The organism is Streptacidiphilus jeojiensis (assembly GCF_042510965.1).
Classification (GTDB): domain Bacteria; phylum Actinomycetota; class Actinomycetes; order Streptomycetales; family Streptomycetaceae; genus Streptacidiphilus; species Streptacidiphilus jeojiensis.
In genome coordinates, this window is sequence record NZ_JBEUKS010000011.1 from 117,047 (window position 1) to 129,850 (window position 12,804).

Consider the following 12,804-nt stretch of genomic DNA (forward strand, 5'->3'; position numbering starts at 1 on the left):
CTGTACCAGGCGCTAGCCGGTACATCTCTGCGTCCGTGTCAGGACGCACTTCTGACGTAGTCTCAACTCTCCCCGACCGCGGAGGTCGATCAAGCATGTCGTACACCGAAGTACCCGGCGTCCGGGTCCCGATCCGGATGTGGACGGACCCGGCCACCGTCGAGGGCCAGGCCATGCAGCAGCTGCGGAACATCTCCTCGCTGCCCTGGATCGCCGGCCTCGCCGTGATGCCGGACGTGCACCTCGGCAAGGGCGCCACCGTGGGCTCCGTCATCGCCATGAAGGGCGCGGTCTGCCCGGCCGCGGTCGGCGTCGACATCGGCTGCGGGATGAGCGCGGTCAAGACCTCGCTCACCGCCCGCGACCTGCCCGACAACCTCGGCCGGCTGCGTTCGGCCATCGAGCGGACCATCCCGGTCGGCCGCGGCCTGCACTCCGACCCGGTCGACCCGCGCAAGCTGCACGCCTTCCCGACCAGCGGCTGGGACGACTTCTGGACCCGCTTCGACGGCGTCGCGGACGCGGTCAAGTGGCGTCGCGAGCGGGCGATGCAGCAGATGGGCACGCTCGGGTCGGGCAACCACTTCATCGAGGTCTGCACGGACAAGTCCGGCGCGGTCTGGCTGATGCTGCACTCCGGCTCGCGCAACATCGGCAAGGAACTGGCGGAGCACCACATGGGCATCGCCCACGGCCTGGCCCACAACCAGGGCCTGGTCGACCGCGACCTCGCGGTCTTCATCGCGGACACACCGCAGATGCGGGCCTACCGCGAGGACCTGTTCTGGGCGCAGGAGTACGCCAAGCACAACCGTGCGGTGATGATGGCGCTGTTCCAGGACGTCGTCCGCAAGGAGTTCCCCAAGGCGAAGGTCGCCTTCGACCAGGTGATCAGCTGCCACCACAACTACGTCAGCGAGGAGCGGTACGACGGCCAGGACCTGCTGGTCACCCGTAAGGGAGCGATCCGGGCCGGCTCGGGGGACTTCGGCATCATCCCGGGCTCGATGGGAACGGGGTCCTACATCGTCAAGGGCCTGGGCAACGACAGCGCCTTCAACTCGGCCTCGCACGGCGCAGGCCGGAAGATGAGCCGGTCGGCGGCCAAGCGGAAGTTCGGCGTGCGGGACCTGGAGGAGCAGACCCGGGGCGTGGAGTGCCGCAAGGACTCCGGCGTCGTGGACGAGATCCCGGGCGCTTACAAGCCGATCGAGAAGGTGATGGCCCAGCAGACCGACCTGGTCGAGGTGGTCGCCCAGCTCAAGCAGGTCGTCTGCGTCAAGGGCTGACAATGCGTGGCCGAGCTGGGCACCGCTCCAGGAGAGAGGTGCCCAGCGCGACGGCTCTGCACTTACGAGACCATGTGGGTTGAGCAAAGAGCAATGCAGCACAGCAGCCAACCTCTGTGATACAAGGGGGAGTTGAGTGCACTTATACTCCCGCTGGGGGCCGGGCTGCGGTGATGGGACATGGACCCCCGCTGACCCTCTCGTGAGCCCAGGAGTCCATCGCATGGCGTATACAGCCGAGATCAGCCGCACCAACCCCACATGCATCATCTTTCTGGTGGACCAGTCCGCCTCGATGTCCGACTCGATCGGTGGCGAGGTGCCGCAAAGCAAGGCTGATGTGGTCGCCGACGCGATCAATCGCCTGCTGACCGAGCTGTCCATCAAGTGCGCGAAAGAAGAAGGGGTGCGGGACTACTTCCACGTGGCGGTGATCGGTTATGGGCACACCACCGTGGGTTCCGCCTTCAGCGGCGAACTTTCCGGGCGGGACCTGGTGCCGCTCTCGCAGGTCGCGGACAATCCGGCGCGGGTGGACCAGCGGACCAAGAAGGTCCCGGACGGGGCGGGCGGGCTCGTGGAGACCACGGTCAGTTTCCCACTCTGGATGGAACCGGTGGCCAACGGCGGTACGCCCATGAACCGGGCTCTGCGGTACGCCGAGAACCTGGTCGCCGGATGGGTTCAGCAGTACCCGGGCGGCTTTCCGCCTATCGTGCTCAACCTTACTGACGGAGAGTCCACTGACGGCGACCCGGTCGCCGCTGCCTCGGGGATCGGTGCCCAGGCGACCGCCGATGGTGCGGCACTGCTGTTCAATCTGCATGTCTCGGGCGCGGGTGGCCAGGCCGTCACTTTCCCTGAGTCTGATGCCGCGCTGCCGGACACTTACTCACGGTTGTTGTTCGCCATGTCGAGCGTGCTCCCCAGCCACATGCGCTCATACGCGGCCTCTCAGGGGCATCGAGTTGGTGAGACCACCCGCGGGTTCGTCTACAACGCCGACATCAGCTCAGTCGTGCAGTTCCTCGACATCGGCACACGTGCCACCGAGTTGCGGTGAAGCCGGTTCGCGCGAGCGTGACCACCATGCTGCTGCCCAAGCAGGGCAGCAGCAGCGCCGAGTGTGAAGACGCCCAGGCCGTCATGCCGCCCACAGACCCACAGGCGATCGTGTCCGGTATCCCATTGGTGGCAGCGGTCTCTGACGGTGCCTCGGAGAGCATGCTCGCCAAGGACTGGTCTCGGATGCTGGCAGACCGAGTCGCACAAGAAGCCTTCGCCGACCGCGACCTCCTCGGCGGTCCGACCGGAAGCTACAGCCGGTTCGTCACTGAACTGGTCGACTCATGGGAACCATGGCTCGCGGAATACACCAAGCAGCGTGCCGAGGCAGGCCGGCCGCTGCGGTGGTACGAGCAGGCCAAACTGGAATCCGGGGCGTTCGCCACACTGCTGGCCTTTCGTATCGACTTGCCTCCTCAGGGCGACCATGCATCGGCCGATGAAATGCCGGACACATATGGGCCACCGCGGGCCCCGTGGGGTTGGCGCGCTGCGGCCCTGGGAGACTCCTGCCTGTTCCAGGTACGCGATCACGAGGTTGTGACGCGTTTCCCGGTTGAGTCGGCGCAGGCTTTCGGGACCACCCCCGACCTGCTGGGCAGTAGGAACCGCGACACTGCCCTGGTCGCCGAGCGCACGCGATTCACCAGCGGCGACTTCCGGCGCGACGATGACTTCTTCCTGATGACCGATGCCCTGGCAGCGTGGTTCCTCGCTCTCGCCGACGGCCCGAAGCATGAACTCCAAAGCGCACTGTGGACCCTGATCGAGCTCAGCAGGACCAACAACCAGGACGGCTTCCGGGACTGGGTCTCACGGATGCGTGCGGACGGCACCCTGCACAACGACGACGTCACCTTCGTGCACATCGACATTCTGGAGTAGCGCGGGGATGGCGACCAAGCCCATGCAGCAGCAGCCCGTGCCCACTGCGCCACGGGCTTTCCCCAACGGGAGCCAGTACTCGGCCGCGCTGCAGAACACCGCGCTGTGCTTCCGGCATCCCGATCTCAAGGGGGCCGCCCCGACACTGGACAGGATTGGTCTGCCCAGGCCCATCTCGGGAAACTTCGCCTCCGTCTTCTCCGTCACCAGCACCTCCGGTCGGCGCTACGCGGTGAAGTGCTTCACCCGACAGGTCAAGGACCAGGAAACCCGTTACCACGAGATCAGCAAGCACCTGTCCACCATGCCCGTCGCCTCGCTCTCCCAGCCCTGGAAGATGGGATTCGACTACCTGCCCGAGGGCATCCTGGTCGAGGGCCAGTGGTATCCGCTGCTCAAGATGGAGTGGGTCGAGGGCATCAGCCTCTCCAGGTGGCTGGAGGCCAACCACCGGAGCCGCGGAACCGTCGCGGGGCTCGCCGACCACTTCGCCGCGCTCACAGTAGACCTGCACCGCGCGGGCATGGCCCACGGGGACCTGCAGCACGGCAACCTCCTGGTAGCACCCGACAGCACCCTGCGCCTGGTCGATTACGACGGGCTCTACGTGCCCTCACTGGCGGGCCTGCCGGGTACCGAGATGGGTCACCGCAACTACCAGTCCCCCATGCGCGGCGCCGACGACTTCGGTCCGGCCATGGACCGTTTCTCCTCCTGGGTGATCTATCTGTCCCTGGTCGCGCTCGCGGCCGACCCCGGACTGTGGGCCCAACTCCACGAACCCGACAGCGAGTACCTCATTCTGGCCGAGGACGACTTCAAGGACCCGGCCGGGTCATCACGCTTTCCCGCCCTGCTACGCCACACCGACCCCTCCGTACGCAACCTCGCCGACCTGGTTCGCACTCTGGCCGCCCAGCCCCTGCACGTTCTGCCCGATCTGGACACGCTCCTCGCCCGGACCAGCAGTGCACAGCAGCCGACCACGGCACATACCGGAACCCGGCCGGGCACCAGTTCAGCACCCTCGGCTCGGCCCCGGTGGATGGACGGACACCTACCGGCCGAGTCCACAACATCAACGGCCCAGGAAGCCTTCGCCGGGGACGGATACCGCTGCCGCCGGTCGGCCGATGTCCTGCTGGCGATGTTGATGCCTCTGGGTCTTCTACTGCCCTGGATACTCGCTGCGGTCGGCCTACTGGGGCTCGGGCCGGAAATCGATCTGCTGGCGGGGACGGCCGGCCTCGCCGCTGCGGGTGCAGTGACCGGGCGCCGGACACGACGTGAGAGCCGCGCGCTGCGCAACGAACAGCGCAGCCTGAACCAACTGCTGGCTCTCGCCGAGAACCCCGCCGCCTCCTACGCCCGCCTTGACCACGAGCGGACACGACACGAGCAGGCCGAGAACACCCGGCTGCAGAGACTCACGGATCAGCAGCGCGAGTTGACCCATCAGCTGAACACGAGCCATGCCAGGATCGAGTCCGACAAGAACGCGGCCGTGGCGAAGCTCGACCGGGAGCTCGCCGGTTTGGCCCTTCAGCGACAGCAGGCGATCGAGCGCGCGCTGGTGCCTCTCCAACTGTCCTACATCGAACAACAACTCCGCCGGTGCGCCATCAGCAGTGCTCAACTGCCTGGCATCGGGCCGAAGACCATCCGCGATCTCGCAACCCGCGGAATTCGCACCGCTGCGGACTTCACCGGCATCCGAATCGTGAGTAGCAACGCCTTCGCAAATTCCTCCAACGCCCTGCTCCTCACCGCAAACGGCAGCGCGCTCAAGATCACCGGGGTCGGGCCGCAGAAGGCGAGCACCCTCGATGGCTGGCGCAGGCACTGTGAGGCGTCTGCGAAGGCCTCATGCCGCATCGTTCTGCCGTTCGACCAGCAGAACCGGATCAACGGTGACTTCGCGTTCAAGGAGCAGGTTCTGAAATCCCGGCGCCAGGTACTCGAAGCCGAAGCGCAGAAGAAGCGACAGGGTGAGGCCGAGCGGGTGGCGAGCGACCGTACGCGACTGGCCGATGAGAGCCAGCAGGCGCTCGGTGCTGCTCGTGCCCAACAACTCGAGTTCGACCGTAGGGTTGCGGAGATCCGCTCAGCCGCTGCGGACCTCGGTTTGCTCACTGCTGCACGCGACACGCTCCGGCTACGAGGCAAGGCCCTGTCCTCGGGGCGCTACCTGCGCTTCCTCTACCTCGGCCGGTAGACCACGACCGGCATTCCAGGTAGTGGGCGGGGCGGGGCCTGTCCTCCCCCAGGCCGCGGACAGTTGTCATCAGCCATTCGGGAACCATCGTTCGATTCCTTGCCAGGTTGGTCGGAGGTGGCTAGGATTTGATACATGAAAGCTGTAGCTGGCTTGGGGCCTACCTTCACCACCGCGCAGGCCAAGGCCGCCGGGATCGCGCCCCGGGATCTCTACGCCTGGCGGGACTCCGGTGCGGTCATGGAGCTGTCCCGGGGCGTCTATCGCGACGCCGATGCGCCGGAGTCGGTTCATCTGGACCTCTTGGCGGTGTCGTTGCGTGCTCCCGCCGCTGTGATCTGCACTGAGTCGGCTTTGGCGCTGCATGAGTTGATCGACGACGTTCCGTTGGCGGTGACGCTGGCGGTGCCCCGTGGGACCCATACGCCGTCCATACTGTTCCCTCCCACGGTTGTTGCCCGCTTCGATCCGGCTACGTTCGCGCTGGGTATGGAGCAATTCGAGGCCGCCCCAGGCGAGTTCGTTCCCGTATACAGCGCGGCGCGATCGGTGGTGGACGTGATGCGGTTGCGGCATCAGTTCGGTGAGTCCCTGGCCCTGCATGCCCTTGGCCGATATGTCCGCAGGTCAGAGCGGCGGGAGATCCCCGCGCTCCTGGATCTCGCTCGCGCGCTCGGCGTTGAGACTGCCGTGCGCTCCGCTGCCGAGGCGGTGCTTGCCTGATGCCGAACCCGACCCGAGACAGCACGGCCGGCCGGGTGTTCAACGACCTGCGCAACCTCGCGCGCCGAGACGGACGCTCCACGCAGAGCCTGATGCTCGCCTACACCCTGGAACGCTTCCTGTTCCGCCTCAGCCAATCTTCCGAGGGCGGTGAACACTTCGTCCTCAAGGGTGGCCTGCTGCTGGCCCAGTTCGGTGCGCGCCGTGCCACCCAGGACATCGATCTGCTTGGTCGATGCTTCGACAGTGACGAGGTCGAGGTGATCCGGCGCATCAATGCGGTGGCCGGACTTCACTTTGACGATGGAGTGCTCTTCGACCCAGCCGGCACCAAAACCGCTGCGATCCGGACGGACGAGGAGTACGCCGGACTACGACTGACGATGCCCGCTGCGATCGGTCGGGCGCAGTTGAAGCTCCAGCTCGACATCAGCTTCGGGGACCCGATCACGCCGCGGGCCCAACGCATCGACTACCCACAGCAGTTCGACGCGGAGCCGTTCCAGATTCTTGGCTACCCCCTGGAGACGGTGATTGCCGAGAAGCTCACCACTGCCATTGATCTCGGTGCGACCAACACCCGGGACCGCGACTACGCGGACCTGTACCGGCTGGTCTGCCTGCACGACTTCGAGCGTGCCACGGTCCGCGACGCGGTCGAGCGCACCGCGGCGCACCGGGGCATCGAACTGAGGCCCCTGTCCGGAGTCATCCGTGATCTGGCGGCGCGCCGTCAGATCTCGTACGCGGCCTGGCGGCGCAAGCAGGAGGCCGATCGGGACGCCTATCCACTGCTGTTCAACGATGTCTGTACGACCGTGGTCTCCTTCGCCGATCCGCTTCTGGACAGTGCTGCTGACCTGAGCCGGTGGGATGCCGTAGCTCGGCGTTGGCGCCCATAGAGCGAGCTCAAGCAGGTCGTCTGCGTCAAGGGCTGACCTGCTGGTCGAGACGGAGGAGCCGGCGGAGGGGTGTGGTGTCCCGGGCTCCGGGATCGAGGGCGGTGTCCAGGGCGGGGCCGAGGGTTGCGTCGAGGCCGGGGTCGAGGTCGAGGTGGTGGCCCTGGTCCCAGTTGAGCAGCCAGCGGCCCCGGTCCTGGTCGACCAGTGTGGTCAGGGCCCAGGAGTAGAGAGCGTCGGCTGCGGCGGACTCGGTCATCGAGCGGCCGGCGTCGGAGCTGACGGTGCGGGACATGCCCTCGCGGGGCATCCAGTCGGCGATCTCCTTCCAGCGTCCCTCGTCGACGGCGTCGAGGAGCGCCGGCAGCTGGTCCGGTCGGCGTCGCAGGATGGCTCTGGCGGCGTCGCGGAGGCCCGCGGTCTCCCGGTCCAGCTCGGCGCGGCCGGCGGCGGCCGCCAGGGTGTCCCAGTCCACCTCGCGCTGGTCGGCCGCGCCGGGACGGGAGGCGACGACCATGGCGCAGGTCTCGGTGGGGCGGTCCAGCAGGGTGTGGGCGGGGGTGGGGTCCGCAGCGGACGCATCGCGCGCGGGCAGCTGCCGCAGCCGCTCGATGCGTTCGGCCATGGGCGGGTGGGAGTCGTAGGGCGACTGCCGTTCCCGGGGCGGATCGTCCGTCAGCCGGTCCCGCTCCTGCCGCCAGGAGTCGGTCTGCAGAAAGGCCTGGAATCCCGGGTAGACCTGGTCCGCCTGCGGAGCCAGTCCCAGCTCCCTGCCGATGTCCCGGAATCCGATCAGGTAGCCGTGGTGCGCCCGGGGCATGGTCACCGTCGCCCGCAGCGCGCCGATCAGGGCGTCCGGGCCCGCGAACCGTGCGGCCGCGGCGTCGGCGGCGAGTTCCTGCCGGCGGGCGGTGGCCTGGCTGCTGCGCAGGCAGAAGCGGGCGTAGCCGGCGAAGACCCCGTTGAGCCACTGGCCCGGGCCGCCGTCCTCGCTGCTGTATCGGCTGAGCACCTGCTGCAGGCCCGCGCGGTTGCGGGTGGTCAGCGCGCTCAGCCGGGTGTCGCCGTGGGCGAAGTGGCCCAGCTCGTGGGCGACCACCGCGTCGAGTTCGGAGGCGGTCAGACCGTGCAGCAGGGGCAGGCCGAGGACCATCCGCCGCCGTCCCGGGACGAGGCCCAGCAGCCGGGAGTCCTGTGACACCGCGGCCTGGGGGTGGTCGACCAGCCAGATCTCGGCGGGCGGTCGGACGCCCATCGCCTGCGCCGTCCGTTCGACCCGCTGCCAGAGCCGTGGCTGGTCCCCGGGTCGGACCCGTACTCCGGACCGGCGCGTGCGACTGCCGGAGAGTCCCACGAGCAGGCCGCGGACCAGCGGATACGCCAGTACCAGGCTGACTCCCCAGGTCTCCACCAGGGCCGGGCCGCCCTGGTGGTTCGACGCGGCGGTCAGTCCGATGTCCAGGCCCACGATCGCGGCCAGTGCGCCGACGGTGATCAGGTAGAAGCCGAGGAGCAGCGCGAGCGCCCTGACGGCGGGTAGCGATGCGCGCACGCTGCGGCCCCTTTCGGTCGGGCGCCGTCACCAGGAACGGCGCGGGGCATTGTAACGAGCCGCAGCGATGGTGCGTTGACTGGTGTATCGGGCAGGGTGGGGGTGCGGCCGGGAGGACCCATCCTGGCGGGTTCTTCCGGCCGCACCCTGCAGCGGTACTGCCGAAGACGACAGAGGGAGTCAGCACCATGCCCCAGCGTGTACGCGGAGTGATCGCCCCGGGCAAGGGCGCGCCGGTCCGGATCGAGACCGTGGTCGTGCCCGACCCCGGGCCGGGCGAGGCCGTGGTGCGGGTGCAGGCCTGCGGTGTGTGCCACACCGATCTGCACTACCGCGAGGGGGGCATCAACGACGACTTCCCGTTCCTGCTGGGGCACGAGGCCGCCGGGATCGTGGAGACCGTGGGCGCGGGCGTCACCGAGGTGGCGCCCGGGGATTTCGTGATCCTCAACTGGCGTGCGGTCTGCGGCCAGTGCCGTGCCTGTCGGCGCGGGCGGCCGCAGTACTGCTTCAACACGCACAACGCCGGGCAGAGGATGACGCTGGAGGACGGCACGGAGCTGTCCCCGGCCCTGGGGATCGGGGCCTTCGTGGAGAAGACCCTGGTCGCGGCCGGCCAGTGCACCAAGGTGGATCCGGCCGCCTCGCCGGCCGCGGCCGGGCTGCTGGGCTGCGGGGTGATGGCGGGTCTGGGCGCGGCGATGAACACCGGGAACGTGTCGCGCGGGGACACCGTCGCGGTCATCGGCTGCGGCGGGGTCGGCAACGCGGCGGTGATGGGCGCCCGGCTGGCGGGGGCGGCGCGGATCATCGCGGTGGACATCGACGACAACAAGCTGGCCACGGCGCTGCGTCTGGGCGCCACCCACTCCGTCAACTCCCGCAGCACGGACCCGGTGGAGGCGGTCCGCGAGCTGACCGGCGGCAACGGCGCCGATGTGGTCATCGAGGCGGTCGGCCGTCCGGAGACCTACAAGCAGGCCTTCTACGCCCGCGACCTGGCCGGCACGGTGGTCCTGGTCGGTGTGCCCACCCCGGAGATGACGCTGGAGCTGCCGCTGCTGGACGTCTTCGGCCGCGGCGGCTCGCTGAAATCCTCCTGGTACGGCGACTGCCTTCCCAGCCGGGACTTCCCGATGCTGATCGACCTGTATCTGCAGGGACGGCTGGACCTGGACGCCTTCGTCTCCGAGACGATCCCGCTGGACGGCGTGGAGGAGGCGTTCGCCCGGATGCAGAAGGGCGAGGTGCTGCGCTCGGTGGTGGTCTTCTGATGGCCGGCACCTCCGCCCGGATCGAACACCTGGTCACCTCCGGCACCTTCGACCTCGACGGCGGCAGCTGGGAGGTCGACAACAACGTCTGGATCGTCGGCGACGACCGCGAGGCGGTGGTGATCGACGCGGCGCACGACGCCGAGGCCATCGCCGCGGCACTGGGGCAGCGGCGGCTGCTGGCGATCGTCTGCAGCCATGCCCACAACGACCACGTCGACGCCGCTCCGGCCCTGGCGGCGCGTACCGGTGCGCCGATCCTGCTGCACCCGGACGACCTCCCGCTGTGGAAGCAGACGCATCCGGACCGTGCTCCGGACGGCACCCTGACGGACGGACAGCGGATCGAGGTGGCCGGCACCGCCCTCACCGTGCTGCACACCCCCGGCCACAGTCCCGGCGCGGTCTGCCTGTACGGCGAGGAGCTGGGCGCGCTGTTCTCCGGGGACACCCTGTTCCACGGCGGCCCGGGGGCCACCGGACGCTCCTACTCGCACTTCCCGACCATCATCGACTCGATCCGCGACCGGCTGCTGACGCTGCCGCCGCAGACGGTGGTCCGCACCGGCCACGGTGACAGCACCACCATCGGCGCCGAGGCCCCGTCGCTGGGGGAGTGGATCGCCCGAGGACACTGACGGCGCCGCAACGCCGGAGAACGTGCCGCTGGACGCGGTGTCAGCCCGAGGATTCGGCGACCGCGTCCAGCGCCTTCTTCAGCAGCCCGGCCAGGCCGGTGCGGTGTTCGGCCGCCATCGGCCCGCGGGTCGGTATCTCCACGTTCATCACCAGGTAGAGCCAGGCCCGGTAGAGCCGGACCCGGGCCACGGCCCCCGGCTCCCAGGTCCAGTCGCCCTGTTCCGAGGCGACCGAGGCGTAGCCGCGCAGCAGCGGGTGGCCGTCCTCCTCCTCGATGGCGCCGAAGAGCACCGGTGAGACGAAGTCCACCAGCGGGTCGCCGTAGAGCCAGCGCTCCCCGTCCACCAGCCCGGAAAGCCGCAGGCCGGCGCCGTCCAGGCGTGGTTCGGCGAGCACATTGCCGTCCCAGAGGTCGAAGTGGACCGGGGTGGGCCGCTTCACCTCGTCCAGGACGCCGGAGGCAGCGCTGATGGTCCGTCGGATCTCGGCCGCCGGCACCGGGAGTTCGGAGCCCAGCCGGTCCGCGTCGTCGAGCAGGTCGTCGATGATCCCGAGGAACGCGGCTCGCCAGGTCGGTGCGGAGCGGCGGCCCTCGCCGGGGTAGCCGAAGAAGGGGCCGTCCAGAGTGTGCAACCGGGCCAGGACCCGGCCCAGTTCGTAGCGGACGGCGCCGTCGGCGACCGGTCCGTCGCGGAGCACGCTGAGCGGTGTGCCCGGCAGCAGCGACATCACCAGCCAGTCGCCGTCGCAGTGGTCCCGGTCGGTGCCCAGGTGCAGCACCTCCGGGACCGGGGCACCGGCCAGTTGGTGCCGCACCAGCCGGAAGTACTCCGCCTCCGCGGCCAGCAGCCCCTGTTCGTAGCGGAGCAGCACCGCACCGGTCGGCGGTGCGGTCTTGAGCACCACGGCGCTGCCGTCGTCCAGGTCGACCCGCCAGACCGCGGCGAAGCCGCCGCCGCTCAGCGGGGACGCCCCGGTCACCCGGCGGTCCGGACCGAGCGAGCGCCGCACCAGGTCCGCCGCCTGCTCCGGTGTCAGCCGGCGTTGGGTGGGGCTGCTCACACCGATTCCGCGATGATCCCGGTGACCTGGGTGACCGGGCCCTGGGCCGGCCGCGGTCCCTGACCGGTGGCCTCCTCGGCGTAGGGGAGCCGCGGGGCCGGGATCGGCAGCTGCCGGGCCAGCGCCGGGTAGGGCGTCGATATCAGGGTGTAGTCCTCGCCCAGCGAGGACGGCCCGATGGCGATGTTGGTCGGCTCCTGGCCCAGCGCCAGCTGCATCGCCGCCCAGGGGAAGTTCACCCCGCACCGGGACAGCTGGTGCAGGCCGCCGGAGGGCCGGGTGTTGATGTCCAGCAGCATTGGGACGCCGTTGTGGTGCCGGAACTGAACATTGGTCAGATAGGCCAGCCCGAAGGTCTCCACCAGCAGTTCGGTGGGTTCCAGGTACGCCGGGTCCAGGGTGAACCCGCGCCGGCGGCCCTCCTTGCTGCGGCCGACCGCGCTGCGCAGCCGGCCGTCCCGGTCGGCCAGGCAGTCCACCGACACCTCGGGTCCGGCCAGGTGCGGCATCACCAGCCAGTCCACCGGGCGTTCCTGCGGCGCGTCGTCCAGCGCCTTGACCACCAGCTCCAGCGGCACGTACCAGCTGGGCGCGCCGGCGAGCCGGTCCAGCGAGAAGGGGTTGCGCGACAGCACCCGGAAGCCCTCGCCGCCGGCGCCGCTCACCGGCTTGAGGCAGGGCTTTCCGCCGTCGGCCTCGATCTCCTCCACGGCCGCCATCAGCTCGTCCGCGTCGTGCACCCGCCACCAGGGCGGCACCGGCAGACCGGCCGCCGCCAGCTTGCCGTACGCCGTCGCCTTGTCGTCGAACAGCTCGATGGCCTCGCTCGGCGGGCTCAGCACGGTGGTGCCCACGGCGGCGAAGTCCTCGCGCCGGGTCGCGACGGCGTGCTGGTGCAGCCGGGGCAGGAACAGCTGGATGCCGTGCCGGGTGCAGTAGTCCAGGGCGAACTCCACGTACGCCGCGGGTGACAGCCGTTCCGGTTCCAGTGAGGAGATGTCGGCGGCCCTCAGCACCGGCGAGTCCGCGTCGACGTGGCTGGCATGGATCTCCAGCTCGACGTCGTCGCGGTTCTCTCTCAACAGGCCGATGAAGAAAGCGTTCTCGGCGTAGGTCCGGTTCAGCCAGATGCGCAGCGGGTGGTTCAAATCGGTGTCTCCAGGACGAAGGCCGGCAGGACGTGGAAGGGCTTCGTGGTGAC

The 12,804-nt window shown here is 69.2% G+C and carries 11 protein-coding genes; 8 read left to right on the top strand and 3 right to left on the bottom strand.

Going from position 1 to position 12,804, the window contains the following annotated elements; genetic code table 11:
- The first annotated feature begins 95 nt into the window (after window positions 1-95).
- The 6 genes from ABUW04_RS28005 to ABUW04_RS28030 all read left to right on the top strand — a co-directional run bounded on the left by ABUW04_RS28005 (window position 96) and on the right by ABUW04_RS28030 (window position 7,079).
- Window positions 96-1,289 (top strand): RtcB family protein, encoded by a 1,194-nt coding sequence (locus ABUW04_RS28005; protein ID WP_380567095.1) that lies wholly within the window; start codon window positions 96-98, stop codon window positions 1,287-1,289.
- Between the two features lie 223 nt (window positions 1,290-1,512).
- Window positions 1,513-2,352 carry a vWA domain-containing protein gene (locus ABUW04_RS28010; RefSeq protein ID WP_380567097.1) on the top strand — a complete coding sequence of 280 codons (840 nt, stop codon included), beginning with the start codon at window positions 1,513-1,515 and terminating at the stop codon, window positions 2,350-2,352.
- Between the two features lie 26 nt (window positions 2,353-2,378).
- On the top strand, window positions 2,379-3,239 hold the full coding sequence (locus ABUW04_RS28015; protein ID WP_380567099.1) for a hypothetical protein: 861 nt from the start codon (window positions 2,379-2,381) through the stop codon (window positions 3,237-3,239).
- Between the two features lie 7 nt (window positions 3,240-3,246).
- Window positions 3,247-5,454, top strand: a complete 2,208-nt coding sequence (locus ABUW04_RS28020) for a hypothetical protein (protein ID WP_380567101.1) — start codon at window positions 3,247-3,249, stop codon at window positions 5,452-5,454.
- Between the two features lie 135 nt (window positions 5,455-5,589).
- Window positions 5,590-6,177 carry a type IV toxin-antitoxin system AbiEi family antitoxin domain-containing protein gene (locus tag ABUW04_RS28025; RefSeq protein WP_380567103.1) on the top strand — a complete coding sequence of 196 codons (588 nt, stop codon included), beginning with the start codon at window positions 5,590-5,592 and terminating at the stop codon, window positions 6,175-6,177.
- Entirely contained in the window at window positions 6,177-7,079 is a 903-nt protein-coding gene (locus ABUW04_RS28030; RefSeq protein ID WP_380567105.1) for a nucleotidyl transferase AbiEii/AbiGii toxin family protein, read from the top strand. The genes ABUW04_RS28025 and ABUW04_RS28030 overlap by 1 nt, the downstream gene beginning before the upstream one ends.
- 25 nt (window positions 7,080-7,104) lie before the next feature.
- Here the strand turns inward: ABUW04_RS28030 and ABUW04_RS28035 are convergent, their stop codons facing one another.
- The gene (locus ABUW04_RS28035) at window positions 7,105-8,628 is read right to left on the bottom strand and encodes a M48 family metalloprotease (protein ID WP_380567106.1); all 1,524 of its coding nucleotides are present in this window, start codon (window positions 8,626-8,628) and stop codon (window positions 7,105-7,107) included.
- A gap of 188 nt (window positions 8,629-8,816) precedes the next feature.
- Between ABUW04_RS28035 and ABUW04_RS28040 the strand changes: the two genes are divergently transcribed.
- Window positions 8,817-9,902: an S-(hydroxymethyl)mycothiol dehydrogenase gene (locus tag ABUW04_RS28040; protein WP_380567108.1), complete on the top strand. Its 1,086-nt coding sequence runs from the start codon at window positions 8,817-8,819 to the stop codon at window positions 9,900-9,902.
- Window positions 9,902-10,540, top strand: a complete 639-nt coding sequence (locus ABUW04_RS28045) for an MBL fold metallo-hydrolase (protein ID WP_380567109.1) — start codon at window positions 9,902-9,904, stop codon at window positions 10,538-10,540. Before ABUW04_RS28040 ends, ABUW04_RS28045 begins: the two co-directional genes overlap by 1 nt.
- A gap of 40 nt (window positions 10,541-10,580) precedes the next feature.
- Here the strand turns inward: ABUW04_RS28045 and ABUW04_RS28050 are convergent, their stop codons facing one another.
- Window positions 10,581-11,603 carry a phosphotransferase family protein gene (locus ABUW04_RS28050; protein ID WP_380567110.1) on the bottom strand — a complete coding sequence of 341 codons (1,023 nt, stop codon included), beginning with the start codon at window positions 11,601-11,603 and terminating at the stop codon, window positions 10,581-10,583.
- Window positions 11,600-12,751: an ATP-grasp domain-containing protein gene (locus ABUW04_RS28055; protein WP_380567111.1), complete on the bottom strand. Its 1,152-nt coding sequence runs from the start codon at window positions 12,749-12,751 to the stop codon at window positions 11,600-11,602. Before ABUW04_RS28055 ends, ABUW04_RS28050 begins: the two co-directional genes overlap by 4 nt.
- Window positions 12,752-12,804: the final 53 nt, after the last annotated feature.

Excerpts from the sequence above, each read along its gene's own strand:
- ABUW04_RS28030 (WP_380567105.1), top strand. The coding sequence starts at position 6,177 with ATGCCGAACCCGACCCGAGACAGCACGGCCGGCCGGGTGTTCAACGAC.
- ABUW04_RS28020 (WP_380567101.1), top strand. The coding sequence starts at position 3,247 with ATGGCGACCAAGCCCATGCAGCAGCAGCCCGTGCCCACTGCGCCACGG.
- ABUW04_RS28015 (WP_380567099.1), top strand. The coding sequence starts at position 2,379 with ATGCTGCTGCCCAAGCAGGGCAGCAGCAGCGCCGAGTGTGAAGACGCC.
- ABUW04_RS28005 (WP_380567095.1), top strand. The coding sequence starts at position 96 with ATGTCGTACACCGAAGTACCCGGCGTCCGGGTCCCGATCCGGATGTGG.
- ABUW04_RS28040 (WP_380567108.1), top strand. The coding sequence starts at position 8,817 with ATGCCCCAGCGTGTACGCGGAGTGATCGCCCCGGGCAAGGGCGCGCCG.
- ABUW04_RS28045 (WP_380567109.1), top strand. The coding sequence starts at position 9,902 with ATGGCCGGCACCTCCGCCCGGATCGAACACCTGGTCACCTCCGGCACC.
- ABUW04_RS28010 (WP_380567097.1), top strand. The coding sequence starts at position 1,513 with ATGGCGTATACAGCCGAGATCAGCCGCACCAACCCCACATGCATCATC.
- ABUW04_RS28025 (WP_380567103.1), top strand. The coding sequence starts at position 5,590 with ATGAAAGCTGTAGCTGGCTTGGGGCCTACCTTCACCACCGCGCAGGCC.